The organism is Streptomyces aurantiacus (assembly GCF_027107535.1).
In the GTDB taxonomy this organism is placed as follows: Bacteria; Actinomycetota; Actinomycetes; order Streptomycetales; family Streptomycetaceae; genus Streptomyces.
The window spans coordinates 3,788,225-3,812,845 of sequence record NZ_CP114283.1; the positions used below are offsets into that span (position 1 = coordinate 3,788,225).

At 71.9% G+C, this 24,621-nt stretch carries 21 protein-coding genes and 2 pseudogenes; 11 read left to right on the top strand and 12 right to left on the bottom strand.

The annotated features are described in order from the left end of the window. Positions 1 to 42 precede the first annotated feature (42 nt). Positions 43 to 1,617, bottom strand: coding sequence for an alpha/beta hydrolase (locus tag O1Q96_RS18585; RefSeq protein WP_269249256.1), 1,575 nt, complete (start codon positions 1,615 to 1,617; stop codon positions 43 to 45). A gap of 327 nt (positions 1,618 to 1,944) precedes the next feature. Between O1Q96_RS18585 and O1Q96_RS18590 the strand changes: the two genes are divergently transcribed. Then, positions 1,945 to 2,664, top strand: coding sequence for a chaplin (locus O1Q96_RS18590; protein ID WP_269249257.1), 720 nt, complete (start codon positions 1,945 to 1,947; stop codon positions 2,662 to 2,664). Between the two features lie 400 nt (positions 2,665 to 3,064). After that, positions 3,065 to 3,925, top strand: coding sequence for a GNAT family N-acetyltransferase (locus O1Q96_RS18595; protein ID WP_269249258.1), 861 nt, complete (start codon positions 3,065 to 3,067; stop codon positions 3,923 to 3,925). Here O1Q96_RS18595 and O1Q96_RS18600 read toward each other — a convergent pair. Then, positions 3,922 to 5,037, bottom strand: a complete 1,116-nt coding sequence (locus tag O1Q96_RS18600; protein ID WP_269249259.1) for an acyltransferase family protein — start codon at positions 5,035 to 5,037, stop codon at positions 3,922 to 3,924. The genes O1Q96_RS18595 and O1Q96_RS18600 overlap by 4 nt on opposite strands. 408 nt (positions 5,038 to 5,445) lie before the next feature. Between O1Q96_RS18600 and O1Q96_RS18605 the strand changes: the two genes are divergently transcribed. Continuing rightward, positions 5,446 to 6,759 (top strand): SGNH/GDSL hydrolase family protein, encoded by a 1,314-nt coding sequence (locus tag O1Q96_RS18605; RefSeq protein ID WP_269249260.1) that lies wholly within the window; start codon positions 5,446 to 5,448, stop codon positions 6,757 to 6,759. Between the two features lie 81 nt (positions 6,760 to 6,840). Here O1Q96_RS18605 and O1Q96_RS18610 read toward each other — a convergent pair whose 3' ends face one another. Further along, positions 6,841 to 8,124 carry a cytochrome P450 gene (locus tag O1Q96_RS18610; RefSeq protein WP_269249261.1) on the bottom strand — a complete coding sequence of 428 codons (1,284 nt, stop codon included), beginning with the start codon at positions 8,122 to 8,124 and terminating at the stop codon, positions 6,841 to 6,843. A 16-nt stretch (positions 8,125 to 8,140) separates the two neighbouring features. After that, positions 8,141 to 8,773, bottom strand: a pseudogene (locus O1Q96_RS18615) (type I glutamate--ammonia ligase); the annotation flags it as partial. 4 nt (positions 8,774 to 8,777) lie between these two features. Between O1Q96_RS18615 and O1Q96_RS18620 the strand changes: the two are divergent. The 4 genes from O1Q96_RS18620 (at position 8,778) to O1Q96_RS18635 (ending at position 11,263) form a co-directional block, all read left to right on the top strand. Further along, positions 8,778 to 8,978: a response regulator transcription factor gene (locus O1Q96_RS18620; RefSeq protein WP_269249262.1), complete on the top strand. Its 201-nt coding sequence runs from the start codon at positions 8,778 to 8,780 to the stop codon at positions 8,976 to 8,978. Between the two features lie 103 nt (positions 8,979 to 9,081). Then, entirely contained in the window at positions 9,082 to 9,585 is a 504-nt protein-coding gene (locus O1Q96_RS18625) for a methylated-DNA--[protein]-cysteine S-methyltransferase (protein ID WP_269249263.1), read from the top strand. Positions 9,586 to 9,650: 65 nt separating this feature from the next. After that, entirely contained in the window at positions 9,651 to 10,370 is a 720-nt protein-coding gene (locus tag O1Q96_RS18630) for a 2OG-Fe(II) oxygenase (RefSeq protein WP_269249264.1), read from the top strand. 113 nt (positions 10,371 to 10,483) lie between these two features. Beyond that, positions 10,484 to 11,263, top strand: coding sequence for a GNAT family N-acetyltransferase (locus O1Q96_RS18635; protein WP_269249265.1), 780 nt, complete (start codon positions 10,484 to 10,486; stop codon positions 11,261 to 11,263). A gap of 132 nt (positions 11,264 to 11,395) precedes the next feature. Here O1Q96_RS18635 and O1Q96_RS18640 read toward each other — a convergent pair whose 3' ends face one another. The 5 genes from O1Q96_RS18640 to O1Q96_RS18660 form a co-directional block, all read right to left on the bottom strand. Then, positions 11,396 to 12,277, bottom strand: a complete 882-nt coding sequence (locus O1Q96_RS18640) for a GNAT family N-acetyltransferase (protein ID WP_269249266.1) — start codon at positions 12,275 to 12,277, stop codon at positions 11,396 to 11,398. 219 nt (positions 12,278 to 12,496) lie between these two features. Then, positions 12,497 to 12,763 carry a GlsB/YeaQ/YmgE family stress response membrane protein gene (locus O1Q96_RS18645; RefSeq protein ID WP_269249267.1) on the bottom strand — a complete coding sequence of 89 codons (267 nt, stop codon included), beginning with the start codon at positions 12,761 to 12,763 and terminating at the stop codon, positions 12,497 to 12,499. A gap of 75 nt (positions 12,764 to 12,838) precedes the next feature. Continuing rightward, positions 12,839 to 13,384 carry an ATP-binding protein gene (locus O1Q96_RS18650; RefSeq protein ID WP_269249268.1) on the bottom strand — a complete coding sequence of 182 codons (546 nt, stop codon included), beginning with the start codon at positions 13,382 to 13,384 and terminating at the stop codon, positions 12,839 to 12,841. A gap of 55 nt (positions 13,385 to 13,439) precedes the next feature. Continuing rightward, the gene (locus O1Q96_RS18655) at positions 13,440 to 14,000 is read right to left on the bottom strand and encodes a GNAT family N-acetyltransferase (RefSeq protein WP_269249269.1); all 561 of its coding nucleotides are present in this window, start codon (positions 13,998 to 14,000) and stop codon (positions 13,440 to 13,442) included. Between the two features lie 52 nt (positions 14,001 to 14,052). Beyond that, entirely contained in the window at positions 14,053 to 15,288 is a 1,236-nt protein-coding gene (locus tag O1Q96_RS18660) for an aminoglycoside phosphotransferase family protein (protein ID WP_269249270.1), read from the bottom strand. A gap of 178 nt (positions 15,289 to 15,466) precedes the next feature. Here O1Q96_RS18660 and O1Q96_RS18665 point away from each other — a divergent pair, with 178 nt between their 5' ends. Next, positions 15,467 to 16,297, top strand: coding sequence for an ArsR/SmtB family transcription factor (locus O1Q96_RS18665; protein ID WP_269249271.1), 831 nt, complete (start codon positions 15,467 to 15,469; stop codon positions 16,295 to 16,297). Positions 16,298 to 16,378: 81 nt separating this feature from the next. On the opposite strand, the gene O1Q96_RS18670 is transcribed toward O1Q96_RS18665, so the two are convergent. Beyond that, positions 16,379 to 16,819 (bottom strand): SPW repeat protein, encoded by a 441-nt coding sequence (locus tag O1Q96_RS18670; protein WP_269249272.1) that lies wholly within the window; start codon positions 16,817 to 16,819, stop codon positions 16,379 to 16,381. 306 nt (positions 16,820 to 17,125) lie between these two features. Here O1Q96_RS18670 and O1Q96_RS18675 point away from each other — a divergent pair, with 306 nt between their 5' ends. Then, the gene (locus tag O1Q96_RS18675; protein WP_269253638.1) at positions 17,126 to 18,271 is read left to right on the top strand and encodes a MerR family transcriptional regulator; all 1,146 of its coding nucleotides are present in this window, start codon (positions 17,126 to 17,128) and stop codon (positions 18,269 to 18,271) included. A gap of 73 nt (positions 18,272 to 18,344) precedes the next feature. On the opposite strand, the gene O1Q96_RS18680 is transcribed toward O1Q96_RS18675, so the two are convergent. Further along, positions 18,345 to 19,718, bottom strand: a complete 1,374-nt coding sequence (locus O1Q96_RS18680) for a cryptochrome/photolyase family protein (RefSeq protein WP_269249273.1) — start codon at positions 19,716 to 19,718, stop codon at positions 18,345 to 18,347. A gap of 213 nt (positions 19,719 to 19,931) precedes the next feature. After that, complete coding sequence (locus O1Q96_RS18685) at positions 19,932 to 21,461, bottom strand: SDR family oxidoreductase (protein WP_269249274.1); 1,530 nt, start codon at positions 21,459 to 21,461, stop codon at positions 19,932 to 19,934. A gap of 166 nt (positions 21,462 to 21,627) precedes the next feature. Between O1Q96_RS18685 and O1Q96_RS18690 the strand changes: the two genes are divergently transcribed. Both O1Q96_RS18690 and O1Q96_RS18695 read left to right on the top strand, forming a co-directional pair. Continuing rightward, complete coding sequence (locus tag O1Q96_RS18690; protein ID WP_269249275.1) at positions 21,628 to 22,149, top strand: MarR family winged helix-turn-helix transcriptional regulator; 522 nt, start codon at positions 21,628 to 21,630, stop codon at positions 22,147 to 22,149. 203 nt (positions 22,150 to 22,352) lie between these two features. Beyond that, a pseudogene (locus O1Q96_RS18695) lies at positions 22,353 to 24,507 on the top strand (MMPL family transporter). Positions 24,508 to 24,621: the final 114 nt, after the last annotated feature.

Genomic DNA, 24,621 nt, shown 5'->3' on the forward strand with positions numbered 1-24,621 from the left:
GAGAATTGCGCGACTCGGCAGGCCGCCCGCGGGCGGCGGTTCTCACTCCTCCGAGCCGCACGAGCTGCCATCGGCCGGCAGCCGTCCGTACAGCAGGAAGTCGTCGACCTTGCGGTGGACGCACTTCGACGAGGCGTAACCGGTGTGCCCCTCGCCCTTGTTGTCGAGGACGACGGCCGACGGGCCGAGCCGCCGGGCGGTCTGCGTGGTCCAGCGGTACGGGGTCGCCGGGTCGCCGCGGGTACCCACGAGGAGCATCTTCGGAGCGTCCACGTCACGCACCTCCTCGCGGATGTACGTGGTGCCCCGGGGGCGGCCGAAGCACATCAGGACCTGGGCGAGGCGGTACCGGCCGAAGACCGGTGACGCCTGCTCGTACTCGGCGCGCAACCGGTCGATGTCCTCGGTGACCTGGTCGGCGCTGGGCCGGTCGGGATCGTCGGCGCAGTTGACGGCCATCAGGGCGGCCGGGAGGTTGTCGAGGGGGACGTCCCCCTCGTCGACGAGACCTCCGTCCGTGTCACCGTCCTCGGCGGGGCCGCGGACGCCGGGGACGGCGCTGCCCCCGGTGGAGAACCGCATGATGCCCCGGGTGTCCCCGTCCTGGACCAGCGAGGTGAGCGCCTGCGAGAGGGTCGGCCACAGTTCCTTGCTGTAGAGGGCCTGTCCTATGGCGCCCACCAGGTCCTGGCCGGAGAACGGTATGCCGAAGTCGGCCGGCACCGGATTCTCGTCCAGCGAGCCGACGAGCCGGACCACCTCCTGCCGGGCCGAGCGCGGATCCTGGCCGAACGCGCAGTTGATGTCCTCGACGCACCAGTCGAGGAAGTCCTCAAGGGCCGTCTGCTGGCCCCGGGCACCGGCGATGCCCTGCTCGCTCAGCGGTTCGGTGAGGGTGTCCACGCCGTCGAGGACCAGGCGTCCCGTCTTGCCGGGGAACTGGGCGGCGTACACCGCTCCTAGCCGCGTCCCGTACGAGAAGCCGAGGTAGTTGAGCTTCTTGTCGCCCAGGGCCTGGCGCATCACGTCGAGGTCGCGCGAGGCGTTGACCGTGCCGACGTGCGGCAGCACCGGCCCGGAGTGCTCGGCGCATTCGGCGGCGACCTTCCGCAGCACCTCCAGGGCGGCCCGCGGATCGTCGCTCACCTCCGCCTCGGGATCCGCGGCGTCCATGGCCTCGTCGGTGCCCTCGCCGCAACTGACCGGGGAGCTCCGGCCGACGCCGCGGGGATCGAAGGTCACCACGTCGTAGCCGTTCGTGAGGCCCATGAAGTCCTTGCCGCCGGCGGCGAGTTCGCCGACGCCCGGCCCGCCGGGCCCGCCGAAGTTGAGCAGCACCGATCCTCTGGACTTGCCCGTCGCCCTGAACCTGGCCATGGCGAGGTCGAGCGTGCCGTCGGCGGGTTTCGCGTAGTCGAGGGGGACGGTCACCTTGCCGCACTGCAGGTCCTTGGGCAGACCGTCGCCGGGGCAGGACGACCACTTGATCCGCTGGTCGTAGAAGCGGGACAGGTCGGGCCGGTCGGCGGCCGCCGCGGCCACCGACGGCAGCCCGGCTCCCAACAGGGCCAGCGTCACGGCGCAGGTGAAGGCGTGGCGTTGGTGCGTGGACAGCATCACAGGCCTCCCGGGACGCCCCGGCCCGCGGCCGGGGATTCCCCCTCGAACACGATAAGGGGGCGCCTTCGAGCACGCCTCTCGGCGAGCGCGCGGGCGGCGTAGGCCTTACCCTGCACCGCCCGGCGGGCGATCCGGCCATCCGCCCGGCGCCCTAACGCCGCCCGCCGCGGCGACGCGTCACCGCAGCGGACCCTTCGAACCGCCCTTCGACCGGCGTCCGCTCGAAGGGTGGTGAATGGCGGGTGGGCCATAACCTGAGTGGTTTGCCCGCGTTTAAACGGTGCGGGCGACTGCCCGCCATCATGTCTGGAAGGCAGGGAACCTATGAACCGGGTTGCCCGAAACGGTTTGATCATCGCGGCCGCCGCCTCCGGCGCCGTGGCCGTGACGATGCCGGTGTACGCGGACTCCGCGGCCGACGGCGTCACGACCCGCTCGCCCGGGCTGATCTCCGGCAACACCATTCAGCTTCCGGTACACGTTCCGGTGAACGCGTGCGGGAACACCGTGAATGTGGTCGGACTCCTCAACCCCGCGGCCGGCAACAGCTGCGCCAACGAGGGCGGCGACAGCAAGGGCGGTAAGGGCGGCAAGGGCGGCGGCCACGAGGGCTCCGCGGGGGCGGTCGCCGAAGGAGGCGGAAAGGATTCACCGGGCCTGATCTCCGGCAACGGTGTGCACCTGCCGGTCCAGCTCCCCGTGAACGTCACCGGCAACTCGGTGAACGTCGTCGGCATCGGCAACCCCGCCGTCGGCAACGAATCCACCAACACCTCCGGCGAGCGGCCGCACCACCCGGCCACGCCGCCCGCTCCGAAGCCGACCCCGCCGGCGAAGCCACCCGTGAAGCCGGCGGTTCCGGTGGAGCCCGAGGCGCCGCGGACCCTGCCGGAGGAGCCCGGTGCCTCCCTCGCCGAGACCGGCACGGACCTGATGGGCCCGACGGTCGCCGCGAGCGCCGCGCTGATGCTGGGCGGAGCCGCGCTGTACCGCCGGTTCCGGTCTGCCGCCGGTCAGCGGTCCGAGCACACGGGCGGGCGCTGACCCGAACCGACCGGCGTACACCGACGCGAGTCACGGTCGTACGCGGATCGTCGCCCTCGGCCGACCGGCACCTCCGAGGACTGAAGGCCCCGCCGGCCCAGAGGCCGACGGGGCCTCCGCCCGTCAGCGCTCTTCCCGGGCCGCTGTCCGGGCGCCCACGGCAGAAGCGCAGAGCTGCCATCCCACGTGGTGGTGCAGGTCAACAGCGCTTCCAAAAGCTGGAGTTGGCGGATCGAGGACATCGGCGGAATTCAGCCGGACGCTCGCGGTGGCCCGGCCGACGCGAGGCGTCACCGGCACAATGCCGAGGTGGGCGTACCGGACTTCGGGAAGGATGCCCATCGTGTGCGGCCGACCTCCGCACGCCGTCTCCTCTCCTCCCCACGAACGGAGCGCATCGATGGCATCTCCGAGCCCCGAAGATCTCGTCGTCACACGGGCCACGCTCGACGACTGGCCGGTGATCAGCGGGTGGGCGCGGGACGAGGGGTGGAATCCGGGGGTGTCGGACGGGCCGTGCTTCTTCGCCCAGGATCCCGAGGGCTTCTTCCTCGGCCGGATCGACGGCGCGCCGGTCTCGGCGATCTCCGTCGTCAACCATGGTCCCGACTACGCCTTCCTGGGCTGCTATCTGGTCCGTCCGGACCTGCGCGGGCGCGGCTACGGTCTCACCACCTGGAAGACCGCTCTGGGTCACGCCGGCGGGCGGACGATCGGACTCGACGGTGTGGTCGCACAGCAGGGCAACTACCGGCGGTCGGGGTTCCGGCTCGCCCACAAGACCTTCCGGTTCGGAGGCCTTCCGACTGCGGTCGCCGCCACCGCGGCCTCGGGTGTGCGCGGGGCCGAGGACCGGGATCTCGGCGCGGTCATCGCGTACGACAGCGGCTGTCATCCCGCCGACCGCCCCCGCTTCGTGGAGAGTTGGCTCGGTGGCACCGGCCACCGCGCCCTGGTCCGCGTGGTGGACGGGCGGCTCACCGGCTACGGCGTGATCCGGCCCGCAGTCGACGCCCTGCGCATCGGACCCCTGTTCGCGGACACACCCGGCGACGCCCGTGCCCTCTTCGCCGCGCTCGTCGCCGAGGCCGACGGCCGACCGGTCGCCGTCGACATCCCCGAGCCGAGCGTGGCGGGCGTCGCACTCGCCGAGGAATACGGTCTGCCCCCGTCGTTCGAGACGGCCCGCATGTACACCGGGCCCGTCCGGCCGCACGCCACCGACCGGGTGTACGCCATCACCACGCTCGAACTCGGCTAGGACCTGTCCGACGGTCGTGCGACGGCTGTCGTGCTCTCGTCGCGGCGGCTGAACATCCACTCCAGCCGTGGCTCGACCAGGAACCGGAACACCGTGCGGACCGGGCGGGAGCACAGCGCGGTGATGAGTCCCACGGCGGCCGCGGTGACGGCCAGTTGGCCGAGCGGGGTGTGCAGCCAGGGGTGGTCGTACCAGTCCCAGAAGCGGGACGCCTTGATGACGAAGCCGTGCAGCAGATAGCCGTACATCGTCCCGGCGCCCAGCGCCGTGCACCACAGGAGCCGTCCCGGTACCCAGGCCAGGAAGCAGGCGGTCAGGACCAGGGCGAGGCCGAACAGCGCCGGAGTGGTGAACAGCCCGGCCCAGTTCGGTACGCCCTGGCCCGTGACACTGCCCCGGTGGTAGAGCCACCCGGCGCCGAACCAGGGCGCCACCGTGTACGCCGTGACCAGCGTCGTCGCGACCACCGGCAGCGCCCACAGCCGGACCCGCCAGGTGCGCAGCCGTTCGAAGTGCTCGGCGCGCAGTGTCAGGCCGAGCACGAAGAACGGCAGGAATCCCAGGACCCGTTGGATCGAGATGTCCCCGCCCAGGTCCGGCGAGACGGCGGCCAGGACGGCGAATCCCAGCGCGACCGGCACCGGGTGGCGCAGGGCCAGCCAGATCGGGGTGGTCAGCCGCCAGACGAAGAGCGCGACCAGGAACCACATCACGTACCAGGGGTCCAGCAGGCTGAGCGGATAGCCGGGATCGTCCTGGGCCCACCGGTAGAACAGCGTGTAGGCGGTCTCGAAGACGAGGTACGGCACGACGATGCTCGTCAGGAGCCGGCGCACGCGGCCCGGGGCCATGTCGAAACTCCGTGAGAAGTACCCGGAGATGAGCGCGAACGCGGGCATGTGGAAGGCGTAGACGGTCAGATACGCGGCCGTCGCGGCCCTGCTCCCGTGGGTCAGCGGTTCCCACGCGTGGCCGCAGGCCACCAGCACGATGGTGAGGTACTTCGCGTTGTCGAAGTACGGGTCTCTGCGGGCGGACGCCGACTTGGCCGGAGCGTGGGTGAGGCGCTCCCGCGGAGCGGCGGGTGCGGGGGCTGACAGGTCTTGCGACACCACGTCTCCTGGCCTCGGTGGCGGTGAGCCGATCTCGTCCGCCTGCCCCCTCACGTACGGCGCAGTCGTGCCGTCCGTTCGCCGCGGGTCGTTTCCCCCGGCTCTCCGAGTGCGAAACCGGTGTCCTGATCGGCCGGATTCCGTGTCTTGACGCCCGTCACAGCTCTCTCTATCGTCACCACCGCTCAGTCGTAAAGTGCTTCGAAAGTTTCGAGGCGGGACTCGGTGGACGGGTGAAGGCGGCGGAGAGGGGCCCGTGTCGGCCACGAGAAGTGCCGGACGGGCGAGCGCCGTCCCCCCGGCGGAGAACGCGAAAGGCGCCGGGAACCGCCTGACCGAGCCGCCTCGATCCCGCTGCCGACACGCCCGGCCCCGCCACCCCTTCCTCCGGACGACGAGGAACCCCAGATGACATTCCTGGCCATCCGCCAGAGACTCTCCGCCCTGCTGGCCGGAGGCCTCCTGCTGGGAGCCGCCCTTGCTCCCGCCGCCTCCGCCCAGGCGCCCGCACCCGAACCCACCTCCTGGACCGGCACCTGGGCCACGGCCCCCACTGCCGTCCCCGGCTCGGACACCACAACGTTCCGTGACCGGACGATCCGGCAGATCGTGCACACCAGCATCGCCGGGAACGCCCTGCGCATCCGCCTCTCCAACGAGTTCGGCACCCAGCCGCTCAAGATCGGCGAAGTGCGAGTCGCCCGCCGTGCGGCGGGCACGGACGCGTCGGCCATCGACCCCGCCACCGACCGGGCGGTGACCTTCTCGGGCAGGTCCTCCGTGACGATCCCCGCGGGAGCGCCCGCCGTCAGTGATCCCGTCACGCTCCGGGTGCCCGCGCGCTCCGACATGGTGGTGAGCCTCTACCTCCCCGAGAGGACACCGGGCTCCACGGTCAACTCCTTCGCGTCGCAACGCAATTACGTCGCGGCGGGCAACGTGAGCGGCGAGGCGGAGATCGAGGCGGAGTCCGTCACCCAGCGCTGGTACTTCCTGACCGGCGTGAGCGTACGGGCCGCCTCGCCCGGCCCCTCCGGAGGGAACCGGGCGTCGGCGGTGGTCGCGCTCGGCGACTCCATCACCGCCGACACCACCCTCGACTCCAACCACCGCTGGTCCGACTTCCTCGCGAAGCGTCTCCAGGGGCCCGGCGGCCCCCGCCACCCCGTGGGTGTGCTCAACAAGGGCATCAGCGGGAACCGCCTGCTGCGCGACCCCAACCCGCCCGCCGGTCACCCCGCCGAGGCGTACGCCGCGTACTTCGGGGAGAGCGCGCTCAAACGCTTCGACCGTGACGTGGCCGCCCAGCCGGGCGTCCGCCATGTGCTCGTGCTGCTCGGGGTGAACGACCTCGGCCATCCGGGGACCGTCGCGCCGCTCTCCGAGAAGGTGACAGCGCAGCACCTCATCGACGGCCACCGGCAGCTCATCGCCCGGGCCCACGAGCGCGGACTGAGGATCTACGGAGCCACGATCACCCCGTTCAAGGACGACACGCTCGGCTTCTACACGCCCGAGAACGCGGCGGCGCGGGGAGCCTTCAACCACTGGCTGCGCACGAGCGGCGAGTACGACGCGGTGATCGACTTCGACGCGGCCCTGCGCGATCCGGCCGATCCTGAGCGGCTCCTCGCCGCCTACGACAGCGGCGATCATCTGCACACCAACGACGCGGGGCGGGAGGCGATGGCGCGGGCGGTGCCGCTGCGTCTGTTCAGGTAGCGGCACTCTCGTACGGGGCGGCGGTGCCGGCCGGGCAGGCCCTCACCCTCGCCCCTCACCCCGGCCCGGCGGTCCCGTCCGTCAGGCCGGAGTGACCTCGACCGGCAGTTTCTTGATGCCGTTCACGAAGTTGGACCGCACCCGCGGCACCTCGCCGGTCAGCCGGATGTCCGCGAGACGCGGGATCAGCTCCTCGAACATGACGCGGATCTCGGTGCGGGCCAACAGGTTGCCCAGGCACAGGTGCGGGCTGCCCTTGCCGAAGGTGACGTGGTCGTTGTCCTGCCGGGTGACGTCGAAGGCGTACGGGTTCTCGAAGACTGCCTCGTCGCGGTTGCCGGAGGCGTACCACATGACGACCTTGTCGCCCTCCTTCACCCGCTTGCCGCCGAGTGCGACGTCGCGGGTGGCGGTGCGGCGGAAGTGGTAGACGGGGGAGGCCCAGCGCAGGAACTCCTCGACCGCGGTGGGGATCAGGGAAGGGTCCTCCTGGAGCTTCGCCAGCTGCTCGGGGTGCTGGATGAGGGCCAGCATGGAGTGCGAGATGGCGTGGCGGGTGGTCTCGTTGCCTGCCACGACGAGCAGCAGGAAGTAGTTGTCGAAGTCCTGCTCCGTCAGCGGGACGCCGTCGCGCGGGGTGGTGTTGACGAGTTTGGAGACCAGGTCCGTACCCTCGCCGCCCCGGCGCTGCCGCGCCAACTCCCGCCCGTACGCGAAGACTTCGAGCGAGGCGGGGGAGCGGAAGGGAAGATCGCGGTACTTCTCGCTCTCCGCGCTGCTGAGCAGGACGTCCGCGTAGTCCGGATCGGTGTTGCCGATGATGCGGTTGCCCCAGTCGATGAGCTGCTGGTTGTCCTCGGGCGGTACGTCCAGCAGCCGAGCCAGCACGTTGATCGGGAAGTCGGCGGAGACGTCGGTGACGAAGTCGAAGCGGCCCTTCGCCAGGGCCGTGTCCAGTGTCTTCGCGGTCAGGCCGCGCAGGAAGTCCGTGTACTGGCTGATGACGTTCGCGCCGAACTGCCGTTGCAGCAGGCTGCGCAGCGCCCTGTGGCGTACGCCGTCCAGTTCCAGAATGGAGGCGCGCTTCTTGATCTGGTCGTCGTCGACCTCTTCGAGGTTCACGAACCTGGTCGAGGTGAACGTCTCGGAGTCCCGGTCGACGCGGGAGATGTCCTCGTGCCGGGTCACCGACCAGAAACCGGAGTTGGGCGCATCCTCGGGCTGCCAGTGGACCGGGTCCTCGTGGCGCAGGGTGTGGAACATCCGCCAGGGTGTGACGCCGTCGGTGAAGTGGTTGAGGTCGGCGAGGTTCACGTCCGCGAGTGGCAGGGGCTCGTGCGCGGCGGCGGTCAGGGTGTCGGTCATGGGTGGCTCCTTGGCGTCACAGGTGGTACGCGTACTCGGTGAACTCCCAGTCGGTGACGTGCCGTTGGAAGCGCTCGACCTCGTTGCGCTTGTAGGAGAGGAAGGAGGTGGTGAAGTCCTTGCCGAGCACTTCGGTGAGAGCGGTGTCCGCCTCCAGCGCGTCGAGTGCGTCGGGCAGTGCCATGGGGAGCACCGCGGAGCGGGACGTGTCGTAGCCGTAGCCCTCCAGCGGCGCCGGCGGCTCGTCGCCTGCCAGTACGCCGAGCAGTGCGGCGGCCGTCATCGCGGCGATCGCCAGGTACGGGTTGGCGCTCGCGTCGCCCAGTCGCAGCTCCAGCCGGGCGCCCGAGCCGCGCTCGGGCGGGATGCGGACCATGGCGCTGCGGTTGTCGAGCCCCCAGTCGATCAGCCAGGGCGCCAGAGTGTCGGGCCCGAACCGTTTGTAGGAGTTGACCGTCGGGTTGAGCAGCGCGGCCAGCGCCGGGGCGTGGGCCAGGACGCCGGCGATCGCGTGCCGCGCGGTCGCGGACAGGCCGTGAGCACCTGACGGGTCGTCGAACGCGTTGTGGCCGTCGGCGTCCTCGCAGGACAGGTGGAGGTGGAACCCCGAACCGCCCGCGTCGTTGAACGGCTTCGCCATGAAGGTGGCGGCCATGGGTCAGACGAACCAGGTCATCGCGCAGGGGCTGTTCCTCTCCCCGCGCACCGTGCACAGCCACGTCGAGCACATGCTCCGCAAGACCGGCACGGCCTCCCGGGCCGAGGCCACGGCCCTCGCGGTGCGGGACGGACTGCTCCGCCCGGCGTCCGAGGACCTCGCGCACTTCGTGGAGAGGCACTCGGGCGCCCGGTGACGCGCCGGGCCGGCTCAGCGCGCCGTCCGAATCCCGCCAGCATCCGTGATCGCGGCACCCCACCATGGGAAGTGGCACGAAAGCGCAGGAAAGGGAGGCGACGATGACCGCCTGTACGACGATCGAGAGCCCACTGGGTGACCTGCTGCTGACAGGCGAAGAGGCCCCGCACGGCGTGACGTTGACGTCGCTGTCCATGCCGGGGCAGCGCAACGCGCCCGCACCGAAGCCCGGCCGGCGGCGCGACCCGCACCGCTTCGCACGGGTGGAGCAGCAGTTGACCGCCTACTTCGCCGGTGAACTCACGCGGTTCGACATCGAGTTCACCCCCGCCGGCACCGACTTCCAACGGCGCGTGTGGCACGCCCTGGAAGAGATTCCCTACGGCACGACGACCACGTACGGGGCACTCGCCGAACGGCTCGGTCTGCCCCGCGAGCGGATCCAGGCCCTGGGCGCCGCGATCGGCGCGAACCCGCTGCTCCTGGTGCGCCCCTGCCATCGTGTGATCGGCGCGGACGGCTCCATGCGCGGCTACGCCGGCGGCGTGGAGCGCAAGGTCCGGCTGCTCACGCACGAAGGCGCCCTGCAGCCGACCCTCCTCTGACACCCCGGGCCGCACATGGCCCACGGGGCGAACCGCCGCAGAGCCGACCCGGAGGAACATCCACCATGAACGACCCCACGCTCCCCGCGAGCCGGGTCGCGGCACAGGACTGGGCCGCCCTGGCCGGCGAACTCGACGAGCACGGCCATGCTCTCACCGGCCCGCTCCTCACTCCCGGGCAGTGCCGCGAACTCGCCGCCCTGTACGACGAGGACGAGCACTTCCGTGCGACCGTCGACATGGCCCGCCATCGCTTCGGCTCGGGACAGTACCGCTATTTCGCCCATGAACTGCCGCAGGTGGTACGGGAGTTGCGTGCGGCGTTCTATCCCCGCCTGTTGCCCGTCGCCCGCGACTGGGCCGAAAGGCTCGGCCGGCCGGCTCCCTGGCCCGACACGCTGGGGGAGTGGGTACGGATGTGCCACGCCGCCGGGCAGTCCAGATCCGCGCAGATCCTGCTGCGCTACGGACCGGGCGACTGGAACGCCCTGCACCGGGACGTGTTCGGCGACCTGGTCTTCCCGCTCCAGGTCGTCGTCGGCCTCGACGCACCGGGCGAGGACTTCACGGGCGGGGAGTTCGTCATGACCGAGCAGCGTCCGCGCGCTCAGTCCCGGGGGTCCGCGACGACCCTCCTCCAGGGCCACGGCCTGGTCTTCACGACCCGGGACAGGCCCGTGGCCTCCAGCCGGGGATGGTCCGTCGGACCGATGCGCCACGGGGTGAGCACCGTCCGCTCCGGACGGCGGCGCACACTCGGCCTGGTCTTCCACGACGCCACCTGACCCGCGGGACGACGGCCGCGCCGCGGAGGCCCTGCTCACCGCGCGGAAGCCCCGCTGTCCGGCCCCACCGAAACCCCGTTGCCCCGCCGACCCACGGGTGATGGAGTGACGCGATGGATCACGAAGCGGTACTGGCAGTGTTCGACCGGGACATGCGTGAGGGCGCGCGTCCTTTTGACCCCGACTCCGTCGTGGAACGCGTCGGCCCGGTGGTCCGGCACGTCGGACCCGAGCAGGGCTGGAACGGCGTGCTCTGGTCGGATCTGGCGGAGGCCGACGCGGACGCCGCCATCGCCGAGCAGACGCGCTACTTCACGGCGCTGGGCCGTGAGTTCGAGTGGAAGCTGTACGGGCACGACCGGCCGGACGACCTGGGGCAGCGCCTGCGGGCCGCCGGGTTCACACCCGAGCCGGAAGAGACTTTGATGATCGCCGAGGCCGACGCGCTGGATCTCCACGCCGGGCCACCGCCGGGCATCGAGCTGCGGCCCGTCACCGACGCCGCCGGCGTCGACCTCGTGGTGGACGTCCACGAGCAGGCCTTCGGTACGTCCGGCACCCGGCTCCGCCACCAGATGCTCGCCCAGCTCGACGGGGAACCGGACAACGTGGTCGCCGTCGTGGCCCTCGCCGCCGACGTCCCGGTGAGCTCGGCCCGGATGGAACTCGTCCCCGGCACACGGTTCGCGGGCCTGTGGGGCGGCGGCACCGTCGACGCCTGGCGTGGCCGCGGCATCTACCGGGCTCTGGTCTCCCACCGGGCCCGCATCGCCTTCGACCGCGGCTACCGCTACCTCCAGGTCGACGCCTCCGACCAGAGCCGGCCCATTCTCCAGCGCCTCGGTTTCGCACCGCTCACCACGACCACGCCGTACGTCCACTCGGCGCCGTAGCCTCCCGGCCGGACGCCGGGCCCCGGGTCCGTGACCGTTGAGCGGGTGGGGCCAAGGTGACGGCGGTCCCGCCACCGGGTCCCGTCGCCCGTTCGCGTCGTCCGCTCGTCCCGAGCGGTGCGGGCACCCGCCTCACAGGTCGAGCTGGTACTCCACCGCCCTGTGCGTGGGCAGATAGCCGAGCGTGTCGTTGATGCCCCGCATGTGTGTGTTGCTGTCCGCCGTGTCGGTGAGCAGGCCGCCTAGCTCCGGGTGCCGCCCGCGCGCCAGGCGGATCGACTCCGCCTTCATCCAGAGGCCGAGGCCGTGGCCACGGTGCTCGGGCAGCACACCGGTCCCGTAGTGCTGTCCGTCGCCCCGCCCGTCACCGGGCACGACCAGCTCGGAGAAGCCGACGACCGACCCGTCCGCCGTGTCCACGACGGCCACGGTGTGCAGCAGTTCGCCGCGCTTGGCGATGGCGTCGGCGGCGGAGAGCACCCGGTCCACGTCCCAGACGACCGTGCCGTAGTCGGCCCCGTCCATCGGCATGTCGTCCATGGCCCGGCGCGACGCGGCGAAGGTCCGGGCCAGCTCGGGCGCAACCGTGCCCTCCCACTGGATCAACCGGTAGCCCGCACGGGGGCGTTGGACGATCGTGTCGATGCGGCCGAGGTCGGCGTCGGCCAGCGGCAGGCGGGCGTACGTCAGTGCCAGGACCCTGCGGAATCCGTGGGCGGCCAGGAAGTGGTCGCCGGGGGAGTCGCCCTCCGCCTGCGCGAGGAGCGATCGGCGTCCCTCGCCCCGTGCCGCCGTGACCGCCGCCTCCAGCAGACGGCCGCCGATGCCCCGTCCGCGCTCCGCGCGGTGCACGGCGATCTCCAGCTCGGCGAGATGCTCCTGCCCCTCCTTGGTGAACAGGCGCAGGAACGCGGACCCGGCCGGCACCCCCTCGTCGTCGGACGCGAGCCAGGCCAGACGGCGGCTCGACGCGGTGGATTCGGGGTCGGTGAGCGCGGTGATGCGGTGCGGCAAGACGTCTCCGTCACGGTCGGCGCGAAGTGCGGGAAGCCCGCAGACGCTAGCCGTGACGGAGAACGGCCCGCAACGGCTTTTCGTGAGGTGCCGCGAGCTTTCCCGAGGTGCCGCGCCGAACGGCCGGTGGCGCGGCATCCCTGCGTGCGGCGGATGCGCGTGGCGGAGCGCCGGCGCACCGCGGAACCCGTCGTGCGGTACGCCTCGGATCCGCCCTCGTCAGCGGCGGCCCGCCTTCGACCGGTCCAGAGCCGCGACGCCGAGCGCCGCGAGTCCGATCTGGATCAGCCACTCGACCCAGTCGACTCCGTCGGTGTCGCCCACGTCGAACGCGTTCGCGAGTGCTGAACCGATGAGTGCGGCCACGATGCCGACACCGATCGTCCAGAGAACGCCGATGCGCTGACGGCCCGGCACCACGAGCCGGCCCAGCACGCCGATGACGATACCGATCACGATGGCACTGATGATGCCCGAGATCTCCATCTCAGCCCCTCTTCGTCGTACTCCTTGCCTTCTTGCATGCCCTCCTGAAGGCGAGCGCAGTCGGATCGTCCGCCCTTACCCGGTGATGTTCGCGATCCAGCCCGTGATCCCCAGCACCTCGCGTGCGATGTCGATCACCTCGCGGTCGTCCGTGACCACGCGCACGGTGTCGGCGGGCGCGCGCTCCTCCAGGAGCCGCGCCTTGCCGGCGCTGCCCCGCAGCTCCTGCTCCAGCTCCGAACCGAGCTCGCGGCCCTTGAGGCGCTTGGCGGCGGTGGCGTCGGTGGCCGTGAGCAGTACCCGTACCAGCCGTACGTCCTCGCCGATCGCCCGCTCGAACATGCCCGCCGCGCCGGCCAGCACGCTCACGGTGTTCGTGTAGACGAGACGCCGGTGGCCCAGTTCGGCGAAGTTCTGCCACACGGCCGCCAGATTGCGTTCGGTGATTCCGGCGCGGTGCGGGTCGTCCGCCGGGGCCGGATGCACCTGGCCCATGAAGTCACCCTCGATGACGGCATGCGCGACCCCGGCTCCGCGCAGCCGGGCCGACACCTCCCAGCCGACCGTCGACTTCCCGACACCCGCGCGTCCGCCGATGAGCAGAACCTCCGCATGATCCATGGGAGCAGCCTGCCAGTCCCGGGCCGGTCCGCGCGATCGAGAGAGGGCCGAAGGGTCACTCCGCGCCGTCGGTGAGGCGCCACGTCCGCAGGGCGACCTCCCGCCCTCGGGACGTCCGCAGAACGGGCTCGTCGTCGGTGAGGGTGAATCCGGCGGCCCGGGCGACGGCGGCGCTGGCCGCGTTGGCCTCCTCGATGCACAGCACCACGCGGCGTGCTCCCGTGTGCCGCACCGCGTGGGCGGAGAGGAGGCGCACGGCCCGGGAGGCCAGGCCCCGGCCGCGATGGGCGGCGCCGACGCCGTACGCGATCTCGACGTCCCGCTCGTCGGCCCTGCTGGGGAACAGCAGCACCTCGCCCCGGGGCACGACACCGTCCGTCGTGATCGCGAGCTGCACCTTGCGCCCCTGGGCCCGCGCCTCCTGGGCCTCGGTGAGGTAGACGAGCGCCGCCGACGAGTCGAAAGGCGAGGCCACCGGTGTCCAGCGCGCGATCTCGGGGTCGTCGTACAGCTCGATCAACGCGTCCAGGTCGTCCTCGGACCATTCGCGCAGGTGGAGTCCCTCTCCTTCGAGGCGCAGGCGGGGAGGCAGGGCGAGTGTCAGCGGGCTGTCCATGAGGTGATCCTGCCCCGCGCACGGGCGGGTGGCCAAGGGCGCGTGCCCTCGTTCACAGCGCCGCCGAGCGCCCCAGGTCGACAAGGCACGGGTCAGGGGCACCGGCGCTGCGCACGGCCTCACGTATCTCCGACGCGGGATCGCCCAGGTGGTAGATCCGCTCGGACGGTTCGATGCCGTCCAGGAACTCCTGGTAGCGCACGGCGTACGCGAGATGGGCGAGCGGTTCGGCGACGGCCAGGGCGCGCGCCGGATCGCTGCCGGGGACCTGCTCGCGCCAGGCGTCGACCCAGGCACGCACGGCGCTCGCGCGCACCTCCTCGGGGAGGAAGGAGCTCAGGCGCAGACCGTCGAGGACCGGGTTGCCCCAGTGTGCGTCGGCGAAGTCGATGATCGTGGGCGGCCCGCCGTCGGCACGCCAGTTGCCGGGATGGAAGTCGCCGTGCGCGACCGTGTCCGGCAGACCGCACTCCTCCAGTGGTCGCACACGATCGGCCAACTCCCGGGCGAGGTCGTGTTCCTGGGCCGTGAGCTCGGTGGAGACCGGGCCGTCGAGCAACTCCGTCACGCGCTCGGCGAGGCCGGACATCCGGCGGTCCGGCAGAGAGGAGGGCCGCTCCTGTGGCTTTCCGGCGAGGGACGCCTGCGCGGCGACGAACCGCCGTACCCCCGTGGCGGCGGTCTCCGCCGACACTCCCCAGCAGTCCTCGCCCGGAATGTGCTCCATGAGGACGCGCCCGCCCGCGGAGCCGAGGACGGTGGGGACCAGCTGCGGATCGACGCGGGCGAACGCGGAGATGACCTGTGCCTCGTCCGCCGCGAACTGCGGGGTGGCCTTGAGCCAGACCGGCCCTCGGTCGGTCGGCAGCCGGAAGAGCCCCGCCAGGTTCCAGGTGCGGCGCTGTTCCACGGGCCCGGTCACCGGGCGTCCGGCCGCGGCCAGTTGGTGTTCCGCCCAGTCGAGCAACCGCCGGAGTCCGTCGGCGTCGGCCCACGGCGCACGCAGCGATTCCTGCGCGCTCAACAGGCCCGGCTCCGAGGGAAGCCGGAGCAGCACACGGGGGCGGTCCAGCGCCTCGACGTGGTAGGTCACATGGCCGTCGCGCGCACCCCCGCCGCCCTCCACGGCCAGGAGGCGCAGCACTAACACCCGGACGCCCAGGGCCTGTTGGAGTTGTCGGGTCACGGGCTCGACCTCGGACCACCACGGTACGTCGACGGCGAAGGGGCCGGCGACGCCGAGGAAGTCCTCGCCCGACGTCACCCACGCGCTGAAGTTTCGGCTCACCGCGACAGTGTGGGCGGTGCCGACCTGTGCGGCCAGCGATTTTCGCTCTCCGGGCGTTCTCCGTCTCCCGCCGGACGTGATCGCACTCTGTGACGAGTGCGGGTGAATCCGGCGGCCTCTCCGCACCCGCCTGACCCTTGCGATTGACATGCAGGTGATTGACTGCATAACGTTGAGTGTGCGATCGGATGAGGAAGCAGAGACGGAGAAACAGCCGGGAGCGGCCGGGGACGCGGAGACCGACCAGGTCTTCAAGGCGCTGGCCGACGGGACACGCAGACGCCTGCTCGACAGGCTGCACGAACACAGCGGGCAGACGCTGGGCGAGCTCTGCGAACACATCGACATGACCCGCCAGTCGGTGACCCAGCACCTGGCCGTCCTGGAGGCCGCCAACCTGGTCAGCACGGTGCGGCGGGGACGGCAGAAGCTGCACTACCTCAACCCCGTACCGCTCCACGAGATCCAGGAGCGGTGGATCGACAAGTTCGAGCGTCCGCGCCTTCGCGCGCTGAGCGCACTCAAGCGACGAGCCGAGGAAGACATGACCGACAAGCCGACTTTCGTGTACGTCACCTACATCGCCAGCACTCCGGAGAAGGTGTGGGACGCCCTCACCGACGCCGACGTCACGGCCACGTACTGGGGCCACAGCAACGTCTCGGAGGACTGGCGCCCCGGCTCGCGGTGGGAGCATCGGCGCACGGACGGTTCCGGCGTCGCCGACGTGGTCGGCAGCGTCGTGGAGAGTGAGCGGCCCACCCGTCTGGTGACCACCTGGGCCTCGCCCGAGGACGAGAAGCAGGAGGACCGGCATTCCAGGGTCACCTACGACATCCGGCCGCACGGCGACATCGTCCGGCTGACCGTCACGCACGAGGACCTGGCGGACGAGACCGCGGCCAGGGAGGTCTCCGGCGGCTGGCCGGCCGTCCTGGCCAACCTGAAGTCGCTCCTGGAGACCGGCAGTCCGCTGCCGCAGGAGCCGTGGCTGGTGCCCGGGAACTGACCGCCCGGTCGCGTGGGCCGGCCGGTCCGCGGCGCTCGGCGCGCGGACCGGCCGACAGTCCTCATCCGTGCAGACGTCCTGCTATGTCTGTGGTGCACTCTTCGTGGAGGCGGCCGCGCACAGGAATCCCAGCATCACGGCGAGGACGCCGATGATGATGTTGTTCAGTACGACGCCCGCGTCGGGGCTCTCGCCGACGATCCAGGGCGAGATGATCATCCAGGCGCCTATGGCGCACATGGCCCAGCTCAGGCCGTACATCCGCGTCGGAGTGGTGGTGAATCCGAGAGCCAGTACGCCGATGGCGATGCCCATGATGAGGTTGTGCGTCACGAGGGCGGGCTGACTCGTCGTGTAGTGGAGAATCCACGGGGAAGCGGCGCAGTACAGACCGAGCAGGAACACCGGTCCGTCCACGAGCGCCACATCGCGACCACCGAGCATGCGGTCGTATCGATCCCGCATTTCGGGTACATCAGGGTGGCTGGTGATGTCACCTCTGGTGTTCGAGACGTTGGCCATGACTCGACTCCTTTGTCTCTGCAGGCCTGACCGCGACTGTGCGGTGTGCGGTAGACGCCGCGTACGTACATTCTGCGCTTATTTTCTGTTTATGTGTAGCTCTGGGGTGATATGGCAGAGGCGGATGTGGCGCCGTCCGCACGGGGCCGTCCGCGGGTCCACTGCCGCGGCCGTCACGGAGGCCGAGGGCCGGGGCGCCGACTCGCATCGATTCTGCGTCGTACAGTCGGATTCATGAACGGGTCGACGGGCGGGCCGGGTCGGCCGGAGTCCGACACGAACGAGACAGTGGCGGGCGGGGCGGGGATGACGACCGGGGGCCTGGCCCGTCGGCTCGGAGTGTCTCCGACCACGCTCCGCTCGTGGGACCGCCGGTACGGCCTGGGCCCCGCGGTCCGCGCAGACGGGCGGCACCGCCGCTGGACACCCCGGGACGTGGCGGTGCTGGAGGCGATGTGCCGGCTCACCTCGGCCGGTGTGCCACCCGCCGAGGCGGCGCGCGCCGCCCAGGAGGCAGCTGCCGGAGAGGGAGCCGCCAGGGGCGGCGGCGCGGGGGCCGCCGGAGAAGCGGCCGCTGAGCGGCGGACCGCGGTGGACGGGACTGGCCCGGCCCCTGCGGGCCGGTCCGCGGCCGTTGACGGAGAAGCCCCGCCCGAACGCCTGCCGCCCGCAGGGGGCAGCCCGGCGGCCGGGGCCCGGCCCGCGGTCGGCGGCCTGAAGCCCGGGAGCGGTCGGCGCTCGCACGCGGCGGGCGCACTGCCCCTCGGCGATGTGCGCCAGGAGTGCCGCGGGCTGGCCCGGGCGGCCGTGCGGCTCGACGCCCCGGCCGTGGACGGCCAACTGGCCTCGGCCGTCGAGCGGTACGGCCTCGCCGTCGCCTGGGAGGAGGTGATGGTGCCGACCCTGCACGCCGTGGGACGCAAGTGGGCGTCGTCCGGCGACCGCTATGTCGAGGTCGAACACCTGCTGTCCTGGCACGTCTCCACCGCGCTGCGCCGTGTCACGCCGTCCTCCCGGGCGGCGACGCCGTGGGACGTCGCGCAGGGGCCCGTGGTCCTGGCCTGCCTGCCGGGCGAGCAGCACACCCTGCCGCTGGAGGCGCTCAACGCCGGGCTCACGGAACGCGGCCTGCCCACCAGGATGTTCGGCGCGGCGGTTCCGTTGGAGGCACTCACCGCGGCGGTGCGCCGTGTGGGACCCGCGGCCGTGGTCCTGTGGGCCCAGGGCCGTTCCACGGCGAGCATCCCTCTGGCCCGGCACATCGCCGCCACGCAGTGGGGAGTGCGGGGCGCGCGAAGTCAGCCCACGGTCGTCCTCGGCGGCCCCGGATGGGCCGGCCGCTCGGCCCGGGGCATGGTCCGGCCGTCGAGCCTGACGGAGGCGTTGTCGGTTCTCACTGCCCGGTACGAGAGCGGCGCCCGGGGCCGGCCGGCCGACGGGCCGGCCGACTGATCGCTTCCCGGACCGGCGGGCCGCGGCACCGCACGCGACGCGCCCGATCCGCCCGCGCCGCCCCCGAGTTGCCTCACTCGCGTCCGCGGGCCCGCTTGAAGCGGGCCAGCCCTTCGGAGAGTTCGACGATGGGATCGGGATAGTCGTAGGCGGCACGCTCCAGACCCTGGAGTTTCCACGGCTCGTGCACCGAGGCCCCGTCCAGCCCTGCGAGTTCGGGCACCCAGCGCCGTACGTACGCGCCGTCCGGGTCGTACCGCTTGGCCTGCAGGACCGGGTTGAGGACCCGGTTGGGCCGGGTGTCGGTGCCTGTTCCCGCCACCCACTGCCAGTTGAGCTGGTTGTTGGCGACGTCGCCGTCGACGAGGAGGTCCAGGAAGTGGCGGGCGCCCACGCGCCAGTCGACGTAGAGCGTCTTGGCGAGGAAGCTCGCGGTCAGCAGGCGGCCCCGGTTGTGCATCCAGCCCTCGTGCCGCAGCTGGCGCATCGCCGCGTCGACGACGGGATAGCCGGTCCGCCCCTCCTTCCAGTCCTCGATCTCCTGCCGCGCCTCGGCCTGCGACCGCCACCGGTCGTGCCGGGTGCGGTAGTCCGCCGTGGAGACGCCCGGCCGCGCCGCCAGTACCTGATGGTGGAAGTCCCGCCACGCCAGCTGCCGTACGAAGGCATCGGCGCCGGGTCCGCCCGTCTGCCGCGCCCGGTGGACGAGCTCGACGGCGGACAGCGTCCCGAAGTGGATGTGCGGGGAGAAGTGCGACGTGGCGTCCCCGGCCAGATCGTCGTGGCGTTCCTCGTACTGGGCGATCCCGTTCCGCAGCCAGGCCGTGAGCCGCTTCCGGCCCTCCCGTTCGCCGCCCGTGGCGAGGCCCTCCGACAGGCCGGACAGCTCCGCGCGCTCGGGGAGCCTCTCCGAACCGACGTTCTCCGGTACGGGCACGGCCCGGGGCGCGCCCAGTACGTGACGCTGGTGATGCCGCTCCCAGCGCCGGAAGTACGGGGTGAAGACGGCGAAGTGGTCCGAGGACGCCGGGGCGACCGCGCCCGGTGCCAGGGCGGTGACCACCTCGTCGTGGACGTGCAGTCGGCGGCCCTCGGCCTCCAGGGCGCTGCGCAGCCGCTGCTCGCGCCGCTGGGCGTAGGAGGTGACTCCGGCGGCCATGTGCACTTCGTCCGCGTCCGTCTCGGCGGCCACCTTGCACACCTCGTCGACGAGATCCCCCGAGCGGAACACGAGCCGGCCGCCGCGCTCGCGCAGGCCCGCGTCCAGATCCCGCAGGCAGTCGGCGAGGAACGCCAGCCGGTTGGGAGCGGCGAAGCCGGCCTCGTCGACGGCCCGGTCGCGCACGAAGAGAGGCACCACGGCGCGCGCGTCGTCGAGAGCGGCGTGCAGCGGCGGATGATCGTGCAGGCGCAGGTCGGAGGTGAACAGGACGACCGAGACGTTCATGCGGGACTCCGGAACTCCAGGACGAGGCGACGGGACGAGGAGACGAGCGGACGAGGGGGAGACGGGGACGACGGGGCGTCGGAGGCAGGGGACGGCGGTGGCGCCGAGGTGAGCCGGACCGCGCTGCCTCAGCCATCAGGTACTTCTGGTTCGGCAGGGCGGGCGGATGCGCGGGTCGGCTGTTTTGTTGTGTTTCGGGGTGTCTTGGGGGCGTCACTCGGCGGGTGTGTGCCGCTGTGTCGCGGCGGGATCCGCCTTGGCGGCAGTCCGTGCGATGTTGCGGGCCATGCCGCCGAACACCACGGCGTGGAACGGCGACACGCTCCACCAGTAGGCGTGGCCGAGCAGTCCGTGCGGATGGAACAGGGCGCGCTGGCGGTAGCGGACGCGGCCGTCGGCGTCCGTGTCCGTGGACATCTCCAGCCAGGCGAGGCCCGGCAGGCGCATCTCGGCGCGCAGCCTCAGCAGCCGGCCCGGTTCGATCTCCTCGACGCGCCAGAAGTCGAGCGAGTCACCGACCCGCAGTCGTGCGGCGTCTCGGCGTCCGCGGCGCAGCCCCACGCCGCCCACCAGCCGGTCCAGCCGGCCGCGCACGGCCCAGGCGAGGGGGAAGGAGTACCAGCCGTTCTCGCCGCCGATGCCCTCGATCACTCGCCACAGGGCCTCGGGCGTGGCGTCGACCGTGAGTTCGCGCCGGTCGGTGTAGAGGCTGCCGCCCGCCCAGTCGGGGTCCGTGGGCAGCGGGTCGCTGGGGGCGCCGGGCACCGACGCGGACGACCAGCGGGTGGTGACCCGGGCGTCCCGGACGCGTTGCAGGGCCAGCCGCACCGACTCCTCGAAGCCGATCGGCCTGCCCGGCGGGTCGGGCACGTACCGGGCGATGTCGTGCTCGTGGCAGACGACCTCGTGGCGCAGCGACTCGGTCAGCGGGCGCGCGATGGACCGCGGAACGGGGGTGACCAGCCCGACCCAGTAGCTGGAGAGCGTCGGCGTGAAAACCGGCACGGGAAGGATCAGCCGCCGCGGAAGACCGGCGACGGCCGCGTACCGCACCATCATCTGCCGGTACGTCAGGATTTCCGGCCCGCCGATGTCGAAGGCCCGGCTGACGTCGTCCGGCATCCGCGCGCTGCCCACGAGCGTGCGCAGGACGTCCCGCACCGCGACCGGCTGGATCCGCGTGTGGACCCAGCTGGGTGTGACCATCACCGGCAGCCGCTCGGTGAGGTAGCGCAGCATCTCGAAGGAGGCCGAGCCCGAACCGATGATGACCGCCGCCCGCAGCACCGACGTCGGGACGCCGGAGTCCAGAAGGATGCGGCCGACCTCGGCCCGGGACCGCAGGTGCGGCGACAGCTCCTCGTCGGGCACCCCGGCGGGTGTGAGTCCGCCCAGATAGACGATCCGGCGTACACCCGCCGCGCGGGCCTGCTCCCCGAAGATCCGCGCCGCCCTGCGGTCGGTCTCCTCGAAACCCTTGCCCGTGCCCAGTGCGTGCACCAGGTAGTACGCGACATCGACGCCCCGCATCGCCTCGGCGACCGACTCGGCGTCCGTGACATCGCCGCGTACCACTTCGGCGTCGCCCGCCCACGGATGGTCTCGCAACGCGCCGGGGGAGCGGGCCAGGCAGCGCACCCGGTGTCCCGCGTCCAGGAGCTCGGGGACGAGACGTCCGCCGATGTATCCCGTCGCGCCGGTCACCAGACAGCGCGGCGCGGGCACGGTGAGGTCGCTGCTCATGAGTGGTCCGTCCTCCGTCTCGGCGTCACTTCTCCCGGTGATCCCTTCCCCGGCGGGCGCCGCCGCGGATGCGCCGAGCGGGCCATAGCGTGTGACCGGTTCCCGGGCCGCCGGCACCGGAGGCGGCTCGGACCGGGGAGGGCGGAGCCTTCTATAGGCTGAGCGTGTGGCCAGCGCAGACGACCGGGAGAGCCGGGCAGGAGATCGGGAGCCCCGAGAGGGTTCGGCGGGGGACGGCGCCGCGGTGACCGATCTGCAGGCGTTCGCCGTGCGTCTGCGGCGGATGAACGGCGAGATCAACCGCCTCGTGCACGGGTTCGCGGCCGACCAGGGCCTGCACGCCACGGACGTGCAGGCGCTGGCGGCGATCCTGGACTCCGACGGGCCGATGACACCGGGCGGGCTGCGCGAGCACCTCGGCCTGACCTCCGGCGCGGTGACCGCCTGCGTGGACCGGCTGGAGCGCGCGGGACACATCCGCCGGGTCAGGGAGAGCGCCGACCGCCGGGTGGTCCACCTGTACTACGCCGCCGACGCGCGGTCGGCTGCGCGCTCGCACTTCCGTCCCCTCGCCGACGCCACCGAGGCAGCCCGGTCGCAGTTCACGGCCGACGAACTGTCCGTGGTGCTGCGCTTCCTCGCGGCGATGAACGAGGAGCTGTCGACGCTGCGTTCGTCCGGGCGCTGAACGGCCGGGCCGAACAGCCGGGACGCGCCGCTGCCAGCCGCGGTGATCGGGCCGGGCCGGACACCAGGTTTTCGCGGGCCGCCCGCATCCATGGGCCGGGTCATGGCGGAAGAAGAAGTGTCGTCTATGCTCGCGGCGCTCATATATCTCAATCATTAAGATTGTTTTTTGTTGAGTTACCGGATCGATCCCTCTGGAGAACGATGACCATCTCGCCCCGGCGGGCCCGTCTGCTCGTCCCCGTCGTCCTGCTCATCGCCTGGCTGGGCATCGGCGGCGCGCTGGGCCCCTTCGCCGGCCGGCTAGGCGAAGTAGCGACCAACGACCAGGCCGCCTTCCTGCCCCGCAGCGCCGAATCCACCGCGGTCATCGACGAACAACGCGCGTTCCAGCAGGACGAGACGCTGCCCGCGATCGTCGTGTGGACCCCCGACGACTCCGCGACGGCCGGCGGTCTGCGGAGCGCCGCCACCCGGGAACTCGAATCGCTGGCCGACACGCCGGGCCTCGTCGGCACCCCGTCGCCCGCGATCGTCTCCGACGACGCCAAGGCTCTCCAGGGCGTCGTCCAGCTGCGGCCCGACCTTGAAGAGGGCCTCCCGGGCGCCCTCGAAAGGATCCGGAAAGCGGCCGAGCGCGTCGACGGCGCGACGGTCCAGCTGGCCGGGCCCGCCGCCAGCCAGGCGGACCTCTCCGACGCCTTCGCCGGCATCGACGGACTGCTGCTGGTCGTCGCGCTGGTCACCGTCCTCGTCATCCTGCTGCTCGTCCACCGCAGTGTGCTGCTGCCCCTGGTGATCATCGTCGGCTCGGTCCTCGCGCTCGGCCTGGCCTGCGCGATCGTCTACGCACTCGCCGCACGCGACATACTCCGGGTCGACGGACAGGTCCAGGGCATCCTCTCCATCCTGGTGATCGGCGCGGCCACCGACTACGCCCTCCTGCTCACCGCCCGGTACCGCGAGGAACTGACCACCGGGGCCGACCGGTTCGGCGCCGTACGTGCCGCGCTGCGCGAGTCCTGGGGCGCCGTCGTCGCCAGCGGCGCGACCGTCGCCCTCGGCCTGCTGGCCCTGTTCCTCAGCGACCTGACGAACAATCGCGCCCTCGGACCGGTGGGCGCGATCGGCATCGTCTGCGCCGTCGTCAGCTCACTGACGTTCCTCCCCGCGGTCCTCGTCCTTCTCGGGCGGGCCGCCTACTGGCCGGCCAAGCCCCGCTCCACCGACGGCGGTGGCAGCGTGTCGGGTCTGTGGACCCGCGTCGCGCACCTGGTGGACAGGGCTCCGCGCAAGGTCTGGGCGTTCTCCCTGGCCGGTCTGCTCGCCTGCGCGGTCTTCGCGCCGACCCTCACCTCCAAGGGCGTACCCCTCGACGAGATCTTCGTGAACGACGCGCCCTCCGTCGCCGCGCAGCGCACCCTCGGCGAGCACTTCCCGGGCGGCTCCGGAAACCCCGCCGTGGTCGTCGCCGACGCCGACCGGCTCGATCAGGTCGTCGCCGCGGCCCGCCGGACCCAGGGTGTCGCGGAGGCCGCCGGCGTCACCGGGTCGGGCCGCCCCGGTGGTGAACCCCGGATCGTCGACGGCCGGGTACGCATCGACGTCACTCTCCGCTCCGCCGCCGACAGCGACGAGGCCAAGGACACCGTGGTGCGTCTGCGTACCGCGGTCCACGCCGTGCCCGGAGCCGACGCCCTCGTCGGCGGCTACACGGCCCAGCAGTACGACACCCAGCGCACGGCCGAGCGGGACCGCACGCTCATCGTCCCCGTGGTGCTCGCCATCATCTTTCTTCGCCATCCTCGCCCTGCTGCTGCGCTCGCTGCTCCTGCCCGCCGTCCTGGTGGCGACGGTGGCTCTCAACTTCCTCGCCACCCTGGGTATTTCGTCTCTCGTCTTCCAGCACGTCCTCGGCTTCTCGGGCACCGACTCGTCCGTGCCGCTGTACGGCTTCGTGTTCCTGGTGGCCCTGGGAGTCGACTACAACATCTTCCTCATGTCCCGGGTGCGGGAGGAGTCGCTGCGGCACGGCGTGCGCGAGGGCGTCCTGCGCGGTCTGGTCGCCACGGGTGGAGTGATCACCTCGGCCGGTGTCGTACTGGCCGCCACCTTCGCCGCCCTCGGAGTGATCCCGCTGGCCTTCCTCGTGCAGATCGCGTTCATCGTCGCCTTCGGTGTCCTGCTCGACACCCTTGTGGTGCGGTCCCTGCTGGTGCCGGCGCTGACGCTGGACATCGGGCGGGCCGCCTGGTGGCCGGGCCGGCTGAGCCGGAAGCGGGACGCGGGGCCCGACGGCGGGGCCGCCGGGCCCCGCGAGCAGGTCACGGCGGGAGGCGGTGCGCGCCCTGTCGAATGACGTCCGGTGACGGCGGGGCTTGCGGCTCATCGCATCCGTCGTGTCGTCGTGTCGTCGTGTACGCGCGGCATCGAGCCGCGGGTACCGGCACATGTGCGCGCCGATCGGGGGCAG